We start from the raw sequence: 15,832 nt of genomic DNA, 5'->3' as shown, positions 1-15,832 counted from the left end.
GCCGTAGACCGTCAGTGAGAGACATCCGTCCGTTATTTCGATGAACTCCGGCTAGCCGTTGGTGGGGAAGCCCAGGTCCACGCCGCCTTCGGGTCGTTTGCCCGGGTCGGTCCAGCGGGCGGTGACCGCCTTCGTGCGTGTGTAGAAGTGCACACCCTCCGTGCCGTGCGCGTGCGAGTCACCGAACAGTGACTGCTTCCATCCGCCGAAGGAGTAGTAGGCCATCGGTACCGGGATGGGTACGTTGATGCCCACCATGCCCACCTCGATCTCGTTCTGGAAGCGCCGGGCCGCGCCGCCGTCGTTGGTGAAGATCGCCGTCCCGTTGCCGTACGGGTTGTCGTTGATGAGCTTGACGGCCTCGTCGTAGTCGCCCACGCGGACCACGCTCAGCACCGGACCGAAGATCTCCTCCCGGTAGCAGGACATCTGCGGGCCCACGTGGTCCAGGACCGAGGGGCCCAGCCAGAAGCCGTCCGAGGCGCCGCCGAGTACCGGGTGTACCCGGCCGTCGATCGCCAGGGTCGCACCCTCGCGCACCCCCGACTCCAGGTACGAGGCGACCTTGTCGCGGTGCTCGCGGGTGACCAGCGGACCCATCTCGCTGCGGTCGTCGTCCCCGGGGCCCACCCGCAGTCGCGAGACGCGCTCGCGGATCCGCTCCAGCAGGTCGTCGGCGACCGAGTCCACCACCGCCACCGCGGAGATGGCCATGCAGCGCTCACCGGCCGAGCCGAACCCGGCCGAGACGGCGGAGTCCGCCGCCAGGTCCAGGTCGGCGTCGGGCAGGACCACCATGTGGTTCTTGGCGCCGCCCAGCGCCTGCACGCGCTTGCCATGCTCGGCGGCGGTCCGGTAGATGTACCGGGCGATCGGCGTGGAGCCCACGAAGCTCACCGCGGCCACGTCCGGGTGCTCCAGGATCGCGTCCACCGCGACCCTGTCTCCGTGCACCACGTTGAACACGCCGTCGGGCAGTCCGGCCTCGGCCCACAGCTCGGCCAGGAGCACCGCCGCGGACGGGTCCTTCTCGCTGGGCTTGAGCAGGAACGTGTTTCCGCAGGCGATCGCCACCGGGAACATCCACATCGGGACCATCGCCGGGAAGTTGAACGGCGTGATGCCGCTGACCACACCGATCGGCTGCAGGATCGAGTAGGAGTCCACGCCGGTGGACACGTTCTCGGAGTAGCCGCCCTTGAGCAGGTGGGGGATGCCGCAGGCGAAGTCCACGACCTCCAGGCCCCGGGCCACCTCGCCCTGGGCGTCGGAGAAGACCTTGCCGTGCTCGGAGCTGACGATCGCGGCCAGCCGGTCGCTGTTGGCGCGCAGCAGCTCACGGAACCGGAACAGCGTCTGCACGCGCTTGGACAGCGAGGTGTCCCGCCAGCCGGGGAAGGCCTCCTTGGCGGCCGCCACCGCGGCACCGACCTCCTTCGGGCCGGCGAAGTCCACCGTCCCGGTGACCTGGCCGGAGGCCGGGTTGTAGATGTCCCCGGTCCGCTCGGCGGGCCCTTCGTGGGCGCCGCCGCCGACCCAGTGGGTGACGTGCTTGCTCATGCTTGTGCTTCCTCTTCCTCGTGCCGGGGCCGTCCACAGACCGGGTTGGCCGCGGGCGACGGGCCGGCACCGGCGGGCCGCCGGTGCGCAGACTTGAATGGGAGTAGGGGGACCCCAGCGGGAGGCGGTTTCGTGCTGCCCGCCTTCCCCCCGGGGCGGCCCTCAGGCCTGGCCGGCGACGGCGCGCACGGCGTCCAGCAGGATGTCGCGGCCCTCGGCGGCCTCCTCCGAGGACAGGGTCAGCGGCGGGGCCATGCGCAGCACGTTGCCGTGCACGCCGCCCTTGCCCACCAGCAGCCCGCGCTCGCGGGTGGCCTCCAGCACCTTCCCGGCCAGCGGTGACGACGGCTCTCCCGTGGCCGGGTCGACCATCTCGATCGCGAACATCAGTCCCTTGCCGCGCACGTCCTTCACGCAGGCCAGTTCGCGCAGCGCCCGCAGGCCCTCGGTGACGGTGGCGCCCTGGCGCAGCGCGTTGCCCTGGAGGTCGTGCTCCAGCACGTAGTCGAGGGTGGCCCCGGCCGCGGCCATGGACACCGGGTTGCCGCCGAAGGTGGCCACGCCCAGCGCCTTGAGGCCGTCCATCAGGTCGCCGCGGGCCACCACACCGCCCACCGCGAAGCCGTTGCCCAGCCCCTTGGCGAAGGTCATGGCGTCCGGGGTGACCCCGTGGTTGCCGATCCCGAAGAAGCTGGTCCCGGTCCGGCCCCAACCGGTCTGCACCTCGTCGGAGACGAACAGGATGCCGTGCTCGTCGAGGACCTCCTTGTAGGCGGCGTAGAGCCCGTCCGGCGGCATCGCGAACCCGCCCACGCCCTGGACCGGTTCGGCGATCAGGCAGGCCACGTTGGGCGCCGTGGTGTCCAGGACCTCGCGCAGGTCGGCGACGCAGACGTCGATGTACTCCTGCTCGGTCAGGCCGCGGAACGCCGGGGAGGCGTGGTCGGTGCCGTGCAGGTAGTGCACGTTGAGCGGAGAGAGCGAGGAGTTCTTCCACGCCTTGTTACCGGTTACCGCGACGGTGCCGAAGGAGCGGCCGTGGTAGCTGCCGCGCATGGCCAGCACCTCGTCGCTGCCGCGGGCGTAGGTGGCCAGTAGCAGGGCGGTCTCGTTGGCCTCGGTGCCGGAGTTGGTGAAGAACACCTTGGCGTCGGGGATTCCGGACAGCCGCGCGATCTTCTCGGCCAGCTCCACCTGGGAGCGGATGAGGTACAGCGTGGAGGTGTGCACGACCCCCTTGGCGATCTGGCGCTCCACCGCCTCGCGCACCTCGGCGACGTCGTAGCCGAGCATGTTGGTCACGATGCCGGTGAAGAAGTCCAGGTAGGTGTTGCCGTCGGCGTCCGTGACACGGGCGCCCTTACCGCTGACGATCTCCAGCGGGGACTCGTAGTACAGGGGCAACCAGGAGGGCATGACCGCGCGGTGGCGGGCGAGAAGTTCCGACATGCCCCCAGTCTCCCCAGCGCCCGCGGGCTTGGCCAGGATCACCATGTTGACAACATGCTGGGTGGATTTACAACATGTAAAGCATCCCTCCAGTCCGGGAACCACTGTTCACAGGCCCGGCCGTGCGCGCACCCTGTAAAGAAAAATGCCCCTCTACCTGACAGAACGTCCTAGACTGGCGGTTGTGCTTCCCACCCTTGCCGAGGTCCTCCAGCTCCCCGCACTCCAGAAGGCCCGACCCCGCGTGGTGGCCGGTTCCGAGTACCTCGACGTGGCCGTGCGCTGGGTGCACATCGCCGAGGTCACCGACCTCGCCCACCTGCTGCGCGGCGGTGAACTCGTGCTCAGCACCGGTATCGCCATGCCCGACGACCCCGAGGCCCTGCGCCGCTACATCGAGGACATCGCCGATGCCGGGGTCAGCGGAATCGCGGTCGAGCTCGGCCGCAAGTACCACGCCGAACTCCCCAAGGCCTTCCTCGACGCCGCCCGCGACGCGAGGATCCCGGTCATCCTGCTCGACCGCGAGGCGCGCTTCGTGGAGATCACCGAGGCCGTGCACATCCGGGTGGTCAACGAGCAGCTGGAGGAGCTGCGCGACTCCGAGAAGCTCCACTCGGTCTTCACCCAGCTGTCCGTGGAGGGGGCCGACGCCGGGCAGATCCTGCACGAGGTCGCCCAACTCTCCGGCTGCCCGGTCGTCCTGGAGAACCTCACCCACCAGGTCCTGGCCTGCGACCTCAACGGCGAGGACCCCGGCACCCTGCTGACCTCATGGGAGAGCCGCTCGCGGTCGATCCGCACCGGCACCCGGACCGTGCACGCGCCCGCCACCGGCTGGCTGGTCACCACGGTCGGCGCCCGGGGCCAGGACTGGGGGCGGCTGATCCTCATCACCGGGGCCGCCCCCAGCGCCCGCCAGACCATGCTCATCGAGCGCGCCGCCACCACTCTGGCCCTGGGCCGTCTGTTGGAGCGCCATCAGGAGAGCCTGGAGCGCCAGACCCACCGCACGATCATCGCGGGCATCATCGACCGCGCCTACTCCGATCCCGAGGAGGCGCTGGTCCGGGCGCGCGCGGTCGGGGTGCCCCTGAACGGGCGCGAACTGGTCGGGCTGGTCCTGCGGCTGCGCGAGAGCGGAACCGGGCTGGCCGCCCAGGCGCGGCTCTCCGACACCGCCGAGGGCGCCGCCCGGGCCTGTCGGGAGCTGCGCCTGCCCGCCCTGGTGGGGTCCCTGGACGACCTGCGGGTGGGCATCCTGCTGGCCCTGCCGGACCGCAAGCGCCTGGACGCCACGCTGCACCTGCTCGCGGACCGGGTGCGGGGCGCTGTGGGGGACGCGGCCGTGCTGGCTGTGGGTTCGGCTGCCGAGGGCGTGCGCGAGGTGCGCCGTTCCTTCCTCGAGGCGCGCCAGGTGGGCGACGTGGCGATCAAACAGAGCGACCGGCGCCCCTTCTACCGGCTGCCCGACCTGCACCTGCGCGGGCTGCTGCACCTGTTCCGCGACGACGAGCGCCTGCAGACCTACGTGGAGCGCGAGCTGGGCCCGCTGCTGGACCACGACGCCCGGCACGGCGGGGACCTGGCCGACATGCTGCGCCACTACCTCGGCGCGGGACGCAACAAGGCGCTGGCCGCGAGCCGGGCACACCTGTCCAGGCCCGCCTTCTACGAGCGCCTGCGCCGGATCTCCAACGTGCTCGACGCCGACCTGGAGTCGGTGGAGACCTGCCTGTCACTACACGTGGCCCTGCTGTCACTGGACTCGGTCCGGGATCAGCAATAGGCCTTTCCTGTTCGATACCTGGTTGTCACGCCAGTACGTTACTTTGGAATCCGTTGTAGAAAACAGGCGCGACAATGGATTCCTGATTCATACGGGTGGAGGACCCTGTGACCGAACCGCTCGACCCCGGGCCCACCAGGAGGGTCAACGGGGTGGTGCTGGACGACACGGCCAAGCGCATCATCGAGGTCCTCCAGGAGGACGGGCGCCTGTCCTACGCGGCCATCGGCAAGATCGTCGGCCTGTCCGAAGCCGCCGTGCGCCAGCGCGTCCAGCGCCTGCTGGAGTCAGGGCTGGTCCAGGTGGTGGGCGTCACCGATCCCATGACCCTGGGCTTCAACCGGCAGGCGATGATCGGCGTGCGCACCAACGGCGACCTCAACGCCGCCGCCGACGCCGTCTCCGAACTCGACGGGGTGGAGTACGTGGTGATCACCGCGGGCTCCTTCGACCTCATGGTCGAGGTGGTGGCCGAGGACGACGCCCGCCTGCTGGACATCCTCGCCGCGATCCGGGCGGTGGACACCGTGGAGAGCACCGAGACCTTCCTCTACCTCAAGCTTCGCAAACAGACCTACGCCTGGGGAACCCGCTAGCGGGTCACGAACGAGAGAACCCGGCGGCGTCCTGTGGGCTGGGACGCCGCCGGGGGCCAGGCGCCGACCGGCGGCTGCTCCCGACCGGGGGACTACAGCCCGGCCAGGGCCTCCTCGAGGATGTCCAGCCCCTCGCGGAGCAGGTCGTCACCGATGACCAGCGGCGGGAGCATCCGGATCACGTTGCCGTAGGTGCCCGCGCTCAGCAGGATCAGGCCGCGCGCGTGGCAGTGCTTCAGCACCTGGGCCACGGCCTCCGGGTTGGGCTCCTTGCCGTCCTTGACCAGCTCGATCGCGACCATCGCGCCGCGGCCGCGCACGTCGCCGACCACGTCGAACTTGTCGGCGAAGGCGTTCAGACGGCCCAGCATGAGCTCGCCGATCCCGCGGGCGCGGCCGGTCAGGTCGTCGGACTCGATCGCCTCCAGCGCGGCCAGCGCCGCGGCGCAGGCGGCCGGGTTGCCGCCGTAGGTGCCGCCCAGACCGCCGCCGTGCACGGCGTCCATGAGCTCGGCGCGGCCGGTCACCGCGGCCAGCGGCAGACCGCCCGCGATGCCCTTGGCGGTGGTGATCAGGTCCGGCACGACGCCCTCGTGGTCACAGGCGAACATGTCACCGGTGCGCGCGAAGCCGGTCTGCACCTCGTCGGCGACGAACACGATCCCGTTGGCGCGGCAGAACTCCACCAGCGCGGGCAGGAAGCCGGGGGCGGGCTCGATGAAGCCGCCCTCGCCCTGGATGGGCTCGATGACCATGGCGGCCACGTTCTCGGTGCCGACCTGCTTGACGATCTGGTCGATCGCCGCGGCCGCCGCCTCGGGGCCGCAGTTGTCCGGGCCGGTCGGCCAGCGGTAGGCGTAGGCCATGGGCATCCGGTGGATCTCGCCAGCGAACGGCCCGAATCCGTGCTTGTAGGGCATGTTCTTCGCGGTCAGGCCCATGGTGAGGTTGGTACGGCCGTGGTAGGCGTGGTCGAACACCACGACGGCCTGGCGCCCGGTGGCGCTGCGGGCGATCTTGACGGCGTTCTCGACCGCCTCCGCACCCGAGTTCAGCAGGATGGAGCGCTTCTCGTGGTCGCCCGGGGTGACGCGGTTGAGCGCCTCGCACACGTCCACGTACGCCTCGTACGGGTTGACCATGAAGCAGGTGTGGGTGAAGCGGGCCAGCTGTTCGGCGGCGCGCTCGACCACGCGGGGGTCGGCGTTGCCGACGTTGGTCACGGCGATGCCGGAACCGAAGTCGATCAGGGAGTTGCCGTCGATGTCCTCGACGATGCCGCCGCCCGCGCGCTCCACGTACACGGGCAGCACACTGCCCACGCCCTGGGCGACGGCGGAGGAACGGCGCTTGTGGATCGCGCGGGACTTGGGGCCGGGGATCTCGGTGACGATCCGGCGGGACTGGACGACCTCGGTCGCGGCCATGCGGCTGCCTCCTTGTGGGCGTGGTGGTGCGGTGTGCGGACTCGCAAGACACTAGGCCGCGCCGAACCGGACACCCATGGACACAGTGGATAATCAAGTGAGTGTCCTGTGCCATTGCGTCAGGGCGCGGAGAGGGCGGGAAGAGCTACGGGGGACTACGGGGGAACGCCGATGCCACCGACACTGGGGGCCCTGCTGCGCACGCCGAGCCTGCGCCTGCGACTGCTCACCGGGCAGGACCGCACTCACCGGCAGGTGGAGTGGGTCGCGGTCAGCGAACTCGGCGACCCCACCCCCTACCTGGCCGGGGGAGAGCTGGTGCTCACCACCGGGGTCCGGTGGGTGGACCGCCTGCCCGACCTGCGCGCCTACGTGCGGCGCCTGGCCGAACGCGACGTCGCCGGGATCGGTTTCGGCGTCGCGGTCAACTTCGACGACACCCCCGAGGAGCTGCGCGAGGCCGCCGAGGAGTTCGGCGTCGCGCTGGTCGAGGTCGGTCGCCAGACGCCGTTCATGGCGGTGGGCAAGGAGGTCTCCCGGCTGCTCGCCAAGGAGGAGTACGAAGGGCTGACCCGCGCCTTCACCGCCCAGCGCGAGCTCACCCGCGCCGCGCTCACCGGCTCTTCCGCGGTGGTGGACCGGCTCGCCCGCGAACTCGGCGGGTGGGTCCTGCTGCTGTCCCCGGACGGCGCGCCCTGGCACGCCGCCCCCGCGGGCGCCGCGGCCCGCGCCCCCCGGCTGGCCGCCGAACTCACCCGGCTGCGCGGCGCGGGCCCGCGAGCCAGTGTCTCGGTCGCCTCCGCCGGAGACCGGGTCTCGGTCCAGCCGCTGACCACGGGCGGCAGGGCCCGCGGCTACCTGGCCGTGGGCGGGGTGCGGGTCTCCGGTTCCGACGACCGCACCCTGGTCAACGCCGCGGTCTCCCTGCTCTCCCTCGAACTCGAACGCTCCGCCCCGGGCCGCGGCTCCAAATTCCGCTCGGGGGTGCTCTCGGCCCTGCTCGACGGTGCTCTCGATCCCCTGCACCCGGGTGCGGCCGACCTGCGGGCGGTTCTGCCCGCCGAGCCCGTGGTGGTGGCCGTCGCCGAGCGGGCGGACCCGGACACCCCCCTGCCCGAGGGGGTCCTGGTGGCCCGGCACGAGGGGCGCACGGTGCTGCTCGCCGCGGCGGGCACCGAGGAGAGCGTGTTCGGCGAGGTGCTGCTCGGCCCCGTGGGCCTGAGCTCCCCGGGCGGATACCCGGACCTGGCCGCCGCCCGCTCCCAGGCCGAACGCGCCATGGCGGCCGCCGCGGAGCAGGACGAGGCCCTCCAGCGCTTCGACCAGCTGCCGGGCGGGCTGCTCGGCCTCCTGGCCAACCCCGCCGGGGCGCGGTTGGCCGACGACCTGCTCGCCCCGATCGACGAACAGCGCGCCGCCCCCGAACTCCTCGCCTCGCTGCGCGCCTACCTCGCCGCGTCGGGCCGATGGGACGCCGCCGCCGAGCAACTGGGCGTGCACCGGCACACCCTGCGCTACCGGATGCGGCGGATCCGTGAACTACTGCCCGGCGACCTGGACGACCCCGACCACCGCACCGAACTGTGGATCGCGTTGCGCGTCCGCGAGGCCCGATCCGGACAACAGGGCCGTTCCTGATCACAAGTCACTCCTGTCACACAGTTCTCGTGGGGCACACAGTGCCCATGAGACACAGTGAGTCACGGTGTGGTGACTCCTCGATGACCGCCCGGTCACGCTCCCAGCCGAGCGCGCACCAAGCCGCCGCGCTCTGTTCGGTGCCCGGTCACCTTGCCGTAGGTTCCCGACAGCCGCGGGTCTGCACAGTGGGAGACGTCCCGATGACCGAGACGTCCGCCTTGGGCGGATGACGTTGAGGAGTCCCCCGAACCATGCAGACCAGATTCGGCCGTCGCGCGGGCGCCTTCGCCGCCGCGGCCTCAGCACTCGCCCTCCTGGCCGCCTGCGGGCCCAGCGCCGACGAGACCGCCGAGGCCGACGCCTCGGCCGGCGGGGAGGGGATCACCCCCGACACCCTGATCATCGGCGCGGTCCCCGCCGAGGAGGCCACCGGGCTGGAGAACAGCTACGAGCCGGTCATCGAGATGCTCAAGGACGAGACCGGCCTGGACGTGGAGTTCCAGACCGCCACCGACTACGCGGCCGTCATCGAGGGCCAGCGCAGCGGCCAGATCCACATCGCCCAGTACGGTCCCTTCTCCTACTACATCGCCAAGAACACCGGCTCGGAGATCACCGTCGCCGGCGCCATGGTCCAGGAGAAGGACGAGCCCCCGGGTTACGTCTCCTACGGTGTCGTCCCGGCCGACTCCGACATCGAGAGCATCGAGGACTTCGCCGGCAAGCACCTGTGCTTCGTCGACCCGAACTCCGCCTCCGGCTACCTGTACCCGCTGGCCGGGCTCCTGGAGGCCGGGATCGAGGAGGGCGACTGGGACGAGACCTTCGCGGGCGGCCACGACGCCTCGGCCATCGCGACCGCCGCGGGCGAGTGCGAGGCGGGCTTCGCCTTCGACTCGATGGTGGACGAGACCCTCGTCGACAACGGTTCCATCGAGGAGGGCGACCTGCGCGTGGTCTGGGAGTCCGAGACCATCACCAGCTCGCCGATCACCGTCTACGACGGCCTCGACCAGGAGCTCTTCGACACGGTGATGGCGGCCCTGCAGGAGAAGGCCAACCAGGACTACCTCGTCGCCAACGGCTACTGCGAGGAGGGCGACTGCGACCTCACCGACGAGCGGATCTGGGGTTGGGAAGCGGTTCCGGACGACTTCTACGACGCGCTCGACGTGGTCTGCGAGGCCACCCGGGCCGCGCAGTGCTCCGACAGCTGACCACCCACCCTCAGCAGTCTCCGGGGGCGCCCTCCGGTCCGGGCGCCCCCACACCTTCGCACCCCGCCCCGCCCTCCGCCCCGACCTGTCCGATCCCACATCGAGGAGCCGCGTGGACGCCGCATCCCCTTCCCGGCCCGGGCCCGTGCCCGCCGTCCGTTTCGAGAACGTGACCAAACGCTTCGGTGACACCGTCGCCCTGGACGAGGTGTCGGTGACCGCCCACACCGGCGAAGTGCTCGTCCTGCTGGGCCTGTCCGGATCGGGCAAGTCCACCCTGCTCCGCCACGTCGACGGCCTCCAGATGCCGACCAGCGGCGGGGTCGAGGTCCTGGGCGTGGACGTGCCCGCCGCCCGCGGTGGCGAGCTGCGCGCGCTGCGCCGCCGGATCGGCTTCGTCTTCCAGCAGTTCCACCTGGTGGGCTCGCTGACCGTGCTGGAGAACGTGTGCACCGGAGCGCTGGGCCGCGTGCGCGGGCCGCGCCTGGGACTGCCCACGTACCCGCGGGCGATCCGCGAGGAGGCCCTGGCCCAGCTCGACCGGGTCGGCCTGGCCGACCGTGCCTTCCAGCGGGCGGACACCCTCTCCGGCGGCCAGCAGCAGCGGGTCGCCATCGCCCGGGCCATGCTCCAGCGCCCCGAGGTGCTCCTGGCCGACGAACCGGTCGCCTCCCTGGACCCCGAGTCGGCGCACCAGGTCATGGAGCTGATCCGCGAGGTCGCCGCCGAGGAGAAGCTCACCGTGCTGTGCAGCCTGCACCAGGTGGACCTGGCGCTGTCCTGGGGCGATCGGATCGTCGGCCTGCGCACCGGACAGGTGGTCATGGACAGCCCGGTCACCGAGCTGGACCGCGACGAGGCGATGGCCATCTACGCCCGGGTCGGTTCCGCCGATCCCGTGACGGTCGGTTGACGGGGAAACGCACATGATGACCGAACCCGCCGACGCTCCCCCCACCGCCACGTCACCCGCCCCCGCCGAACCCCCGCCACCCGCTGGTACCGCCGCACCCGGGAGCCCGTGCGCCGCCGCAGAGCGGCCGCGCACGCTCCCGCTGCCCCGGCCGAGCGGGGTCGCCGCCCTGCTCACCGTGCTCGCCCTGGTCGGGGTGGGCGTGTGGTCCATCATCGACCTGCGGATCAACGTCGCCACCCTGGTCTCCAGCGTGGACAACGCCGCCGACTTCCTCTCCCGGACCCTGCCGCTGGACTTCCCCGGCCTCGGTGAACTCGCCGGGCCGCTGGCCACCACCCTGGCCATCGTCATCGCCGCGACCCTGCTGTCCGTGGCGCTGAGCATCCCGCTGGCGATCTGGGCGGCGGGCAACACCACCCCCGGGAGGCCCGCGCGGCTGATCTCCCGGTCCCTGATCGTGGTCGCCCGCGCCATCCCCGACGTCGTGCTGGCCATCCTGTTCTTCCGGCTCTTCGGCTTCGGCGCCGTCACCGGTGTCCTGGCCATGGGCCTGCACTCGGTCGGCATGGTCGGCAAGCTCTACGCGGACGCCGTCGAGCAGATCGACGAGGGCCCGCGCCAGGCGCTGCGGGCCGCGGGCGCCGGCCGCCTCCAGGAGCTCACCGGCGGGGTGCTGCCCCAGGTGCTGCCCGCCTTCGTGGCCACCGCCATGCACCGGCTCGACATCAACCTGCGGATCTCGGTGATCCTCGGGTTCGTCGGCGTGGCCGGGATCGGGCAGGACCTGGCGCACGCCCTAGGCCGCCTCGACTACCAGCGGGGCATGGCCCTGGCGCTCATCGTGCTGCTGCTGTGCGTGGGGATCGAGCTGCTGTCCGTCGCGGTGCGCCGCGCCCTGCTGCCGCACACCGAGCAGCGGGTGAGCGGGATCAGCGGGCTGGTGGCGCGGACGCGTGCACGCGCCGGAGCCCATTCCAGCACCGGCTCCGGTGTGAAGGCGGCCGCCGCCCGGCGCACCTCGGTGGACCCGCGCGCCGCCTCGGCCGCCGCGCTGGCCACCGGGCGGATCAGCCCGCCCTGGACCGCTGAGCGGATCCGCCGGACCTGCTACGTACTGGTCACCCTCGCGGTCCTGGGCGGCTCGGTCGGCTACGCGGTGCTGGACTTCAACGGCTTCATCGACTCCAGCCGCGGTCCGCTGGGCGTCCTGGCGATGTTCTGGCCGCCGGAGGCCGGCGGGATCGGCGAACGGCTCGTCGCGGGCCTGATCGTCACCGTGCAGATCGCCTTCGCCGCCACCCTGCTCGGTATGGTGCTGGCGCTGCCGGTGGGCGTGCTCGCGGCGCGCAACGTGGCCCCCCACCACCGGGTCGGCCAGCTCTGCCGGATGTTCATCGTGTTCGTCCGCAGCATCCCCGAACTCATCCTGGCGATCATCTTCGTGGTGATGATCGGGCTCGGCCCGGTGGCGGGAACCCTCGCCCTGGCCATCGGTGTCGTCGGCCTGCTCGGAAAGCTGGTCGCCGACTCGGTGGAGGAGGTCGACCCCGGCCCCGAACGCGCGCTCCAGGCCACCGGCGCCAGTCGGGTCCAGGTGTTCTTCGGTGCGACGCTGCCGCAGGCGCTGCCCTCCTTCGTCGGTCACAGCATGTACCAGCTGGACGTCAACATCCGCTCGGCGACCATCCTCGGCATCGTGGGCGCGGGCGGTATCGGCTACGAGCTGCTCAACGCCGCCCGGGTCCTGGAGTTCGGGGTGGTCACCCTCATCACCCTGATGGTCTTCGGGGTGGTCATGGTGGTGGAGCTGATCGCCGTGTGGCTGCGCGGGGTGGTCGGCGGCCGCGACGACTGACCCCGGTCGGTGAGCCCCCACCCTCCCGTCCCCGGCCCGTCGTCGAACATCGTGAAAGCGGCGACGGGTTTCGGCGTTCCCGGGGCGGGCGGGTGAAAAATGCACCACAATGGACCTTGATAGCGGGGAGTAATCGCCTGATCACGAAAGATCAGGTGGTCAGGGGGCGTCGTGAGGTCATTACAGGACGGCGAGGAGATCGGCGGCACCGGGCCCTATCCGTCCCCGGTCGGTCTGGTGGCGGAGCGGTCGGGGCTGGCGGCCGGGTTCGCCGCCACCTCCCTGCGCTGGAAGCCCCCGGTGGACCGGGGCGAGGTCCGCTCCTTCCTGGCCTACCTGCGGGCCTGCCTGCGCCGCGAGGCCGTCCACGCCCACGTGGTGCGCGCCGAGCACCTGGGCTCCGACACCTGCGCCTGCCTGCCCGCCGGACCCGAACTGCTGTTCAGCGGGGCCCGGGACACCCTCCCCCTGCACCCGGAGACCGCCCGGGTGCTGCGTCTGGCCGGGCGCCGCGGTCAGGCGCTGCGCTACGGCTACCCCCTGGTGGTCCTCGGCGAGGGCGAGGACCGGGTGGCCCTGCCGCTGCTCACCGTGGACGTGCGCGTCGTGGACGACCCGGGGGCATCCGCCGAGGCCGCGGGCGGTGACGGCCGCCCCGGCGGTGGCACCCCGCTGGTCCGAGCCGCGGGCCGAGCCGACGTCAACACCGCGCTGCTGGCCCGGCTCGGCATCACCGACCCCGAAGACCTCTTCGAGCTGCGTACCCGCCTGCGCACCGGCGCCCCCGACACCGTCCACCGGCCCGCCGCCATCGCCGACCTCGCCGCCAAGGTACGCACCCTGCTCACCCGGCTGGAGATCGAACGGGTCGACGACATCGCCCCGCTCGGTACCCGCGGCCAGCCCCACCTGGTCACCGCCGGGGCGTACAACACCGCCGTGCTCTTCCGGGCCGGACCCGGCGGCCCGGGTGAGAGCGGTGGCTCCGGCAGCACCGGCGGCGCCGAGGATCCCGACCCCGGTAGCACCGAGGGGATCCTGGCCGACCTCGACCCCACGGGCCGCGACGGCCTCGATCCCGACGCCATCCCCGGTACCGCCCTGGAGTCCCTGCTCGGCAACGCCGCCCACCGCGCCGCCCCGGGCGGCGCGGACGCCGGACCCGCCGAACCCCAGACCGGCCGCGGCATCATGCGCCGCAGTGCCCGGGCCCAGCGGCGCGCGGCCCCGGCCCCGGCCCCGGACCCCAACCCCGCGCCGGTGCCCGTCTCCACCACCGCGCTCAGCCAGGCCCAGTACGAGGTCCTGTACGCCGCCATGCGCGAACAGCTCACCGTGGTCGCCACCCCGCCCGGCAGCGGCATCCACGACCTCGTCGACGCCCTGATCCGCACCGCTGTGGCCAGCGGCCAGCGGGTCCTGGTGTGCGGTCGTACCGAGGCCGACCTGGACGCCGTCCTGGCCAGGGCCGACATCGCCCCGGGTCACCCCGTCGTCCGGGCGGGCGGGCCCGGCCAGCGTGCGGCCGAAGTGCGCCTGCTCACCCGGCTCCTGGCCCAGCCGGGCGGCACCCAGGCCGCCGGGAGCTCCTCGCCCTCCGGTGAGGGGGGAGCCTGCCATCGCACCGAGCTGATCGCGGCCTGGAGCCGGGTCCGCCAGGTCTGGTCCGCCATGGACACGATGGCCTCGGGCGGCCACGTCCTGGCCCACCTGGCGGAGGAACGCAGTCGCAGTATCGCCCGCGGCTGGGCCCCCGACAGCCTCTTCACCCCCGAACAGGGCGGCCCCGAGTACTGGCTGCACCGTGCCGAACGCGCCGCCGCGGGCGGACTCGGCGGCTTCCAGCACCGGGCCGCGATCCGCCGCGAACTGGGGGTGGCCACCGACCCCGAAGGGCTGAGGCAGCTCTGCTCCGTCGCCCGTCTGGAGAGCGACTGGCGCGAGGGGGTGGACCGACGCACCCGGTGCGCCCCGCTCAACGAACTCACCACCGAGCTCGCCGACGCCCTGGCCGCCCACCGCAGAGCCAGCGCCGCCTGCCTGACCGCGGTCACCGAGCCCCGCCTGTGGCGCGGCCGCACCGCCATCGAGAACCGGGTCGAGACGCTCAACTGGCACCAGGGCGGCGGCTGGCCCGGGCTGGCGGGCCTCCTGGACACCCTGCCCGTGTGGGCGTGCCGCACCGACCAGGCCCGGGCCCTGCCACCGCAGGCCGGTCTGTACGACCTGGTCGTCGTGGTGGGCGCCGAGCAGACACGGGTCAGCGAACTGCTGCCGGTGCTCTACCGGGCCGGTCGCGCGGTGGTGGCGGGCGACCCCGCGCACCCCGGACCGGGCACCGTCCTGGAACCAGAGGAGGAGCGTCGGGCCCTGGCCACGGCCGGACTTGCCGCGGGGCAGCTGGACACCCGCGCGCTGCGGCACGGTTCGGGTTCGGCGCTGCGGGCGGCGCAGGCGGCCGCGCCGCCCATGCTCTGGCTGGACGAGCACGACGGCGCGCCCGAGAACCTGGCCGAGACCGCCTCCCGGCACTGCTACGGTGGCCGGCTCGGGGTGCTGACCCGGCCCGAGCCCACCGATCCGCCAGCTTTCGAATGGCGCGACGTCGGCGGGGAGTGCGAGGCCGCGCCCGGTTCCTCCTACATCAACCGCGACGAGGCCTACCGGGTGGCGGTGGTCGTGGGCGAACTCGACCAGGAACTGCCCGAGGGCCACGACCTCGCGGTCATCGCCCCGATGCAGCCCCAGGTCGCCCTGTTGCGCCGACTGCTGCGCCAGCGCCACCTGCGCCGCCGGGTCCGGATCGGCGGCCCGGAGGTACTGGGCTCCGATACCGACGCCGCCGACGTCACCGTGCTCTCCGCGATGCTCGCCGCCGGGGCCCCGGCCATCGCGGAACGGCGGGTACGCCGGATGAGCCACCTGTGGTCCGCGATCCTCACCCGGACCCGTGGGCGCCTCGTGGTGGTGGGGGACCGGGCCCACTGGTCCGGCGGGGACGACCCGCTCGGCGACCTGCTCGCCGCGCGCACCCGCGCCGGGACGGACCCGGCCAGCGTCGCCCTGGCGGAGGCCCTGCGCGAGGCCGGGACCAACGTGGACGCGGGCCGGCGGATCAACGGGTGGACCGCGGACCTGGTGGTCAGCTACGGCGCCCGGCGCGTGGTGCTGCTGCTCGACCGTGAACCGGACGGCCCCGCTCTGCGCCGCCTGCTGACCAGGGGCGACGCCCTCAACCAGGCCACCGAGGACCTCGTGGTGGTGGTCCCCGCCTGGCGTTGCCTGGCCGACCCCAAGTCGCTCGTGGAGGAGATCCTCGCCGCCTGCTGAGCCCGCCCCGGGCGCGCCCTATCCTTGATGTGCACAGACGCATGCCCATTAA

The 15,832-nt window shown here is 72.4% G+C and carries 10 protein-coding genes; 7 read left to right on the top strand and 3 right to left on the bottom strand.

Annotation, left to right across the window (positions count from 1 at the left end; translation table 11 throughout):
* Nucleotides 1-51: 51 nt before the first annotated feature.
* Complete coding sequence (locus HNR07_RS18050; RefSeq protein ID WP_184365995.1) at nt 52-1,560, bottom strand: CoA-acylating methylmalonate-semialdehyde dehydrogenase; 1,509 nt, start codon at nt 1,558-1,560, stop codon at nt 52-54.
* 162 nt (nt 1,561-1,722) lie between these two features.
* Nucleotides 1,723-3,009 carry an aspartate aminotransferase family protein gene (locus HNR07_RS18045; protein WP_184365994.1) on the bottom strand — a complete coding sequence of 429 codons (1,287 nt, stop codon included), beginning with the start codon at nt 3,007-3,009 and terminating at the stop codon, nt 1,723-1,725.
* A gap of 184 nt (nt 3,010-3,193) precedes the next feature.
* Here HNR07_RS18045 and HNR07_RS18040 point away from each other — a divergent pair, with 184 nt between their 5' ends.
* Together HNR07_RS18040 and HNR07_RS18035 are read left to right on the top strand one after the other, a co-directional pair.
* On the top strand, nt 3,194-4,798 hold the full coding sequence (locus tag HNR07_RS18040; protein WP_184365993.1) for a PucR family transcriptional regulator: 1,605 nt from the start codon (nt 3,194-3,196) through the stop codon (nt 4,796-4,798).
* A 107-nt stretch (nt 4,799-4,905) separates the two neighbouring features.
* Complete coding sequence (locus HNR07_RS18035) at nt 4,906-5,394, top strand: Lrp/AsnC family transcriptional regulator (RefSeq protein ID WP_017581869.1); 489 nt, start codon at nt 4,906-4,908, stop codon at nt 5,392-5,394.
* A 92-nt stretch (nt 5,395-5,486) separates the two neighbouring features.
* On the opposite strand, the gene gabT is transcribed toward HNR07_RS18035, so the two are convergent.
* On the bottom strand, nt 5,487-6,821 hold the full coding sequence (gene gabT, locus HNR07_RS18030; protein WP_184365992.1) for a 4-aminobutyrate--2-oxoglutarate transaminase: 1,335 nt from the start codon (nt 6,819-6,821) through the stop codon (nt 5,487-5,489).
* Nucleotides 6,822-6,992: 171 nt separating this feature from the next.
* Between gabT and HNR07_RS18025 the strand changes: the two genes are divergently transcribed.
* From HNR07_RS18025 to HNR07_RS18005, 5 genes are all read left to right on the top strand, one after another.
* Nucleotides 6,993-8,459, top strand: a complete 1,467-nt coding sequence (locus tag HNR07_RS18025; RefSeq protein ID WP_184365991.1) for a PucR family transcriptional regulator — start codon at nt 6,993-6,995, stop codon at nt 8,457-8,459.
* Between the two features lie 254 nt (nt 8,460-8,713).
* Entirely contained in the window at nt 8,714-9,679 is a 966-nt protein-coding gene (locus HNR07_RS18020) for a phosphate/phosphite/phosphonate ABC transporter substrate-binding protein (protein WP_184365990.1), read from the top strand.
* Nucleotides 9,680-9,791: 112 nt separating this feature from the next.
* A complete protein-coding gene (phnC, locus tag HNR07_RS18015) occupies nt 9,792-10,592 on the top strand; it encodes a phosphonate ABC transporter ATP-binding protein (protein ID WP_254418276.1) in 801 nt (266 codons plus the stop codon).
* 13 nt (nt 10,593-10,605) lie between these two features.
* A complete protein-coding gene (gene phnE / locus HNR07_RS18010) occupies nt 10,606-12,450 on the top strand; it encodes a phosphonate ABC transporter, permease protein PhnE (protein ID WP_184365989.1) in 1,845 nt (614 codons plus the stop codon).
* A 171-nt stretch (nt 12,451-12,621) separates the two neighbouring features.
* Nucleotides 12,622-15,780 carry a DNA helicase gene (locus HNR07_RS18005; protein ID WP_184365988.1) on the top strand — a complete coding sequence of 1,053 codons (3,159 nt, stop codon included), beginning with the start codon at nt 12,622-12,624 and terminating at the stop codon, nt 15,778-15,780.
* Nucleotides 15,781-15,832 lie beyond the last annotated feature (52 nt).

The sequence above is a fragment of the Nocardiopsis metallicus genome, assembly GCF_014201115.1.
In the GTDB taxonomy this organism is placed as follows: domain Bacteria; phylum Actinomycetota; class Actinomycetes; order Streptosporangiales; family Streptosporangiaceae; genus Nocardiopsis; species Nocardiopsis metallicus.
Note: the sequence above shows the minus strand (reverse complement) of the source record. Positions and strands in the feature narration are given on the sequence as shown.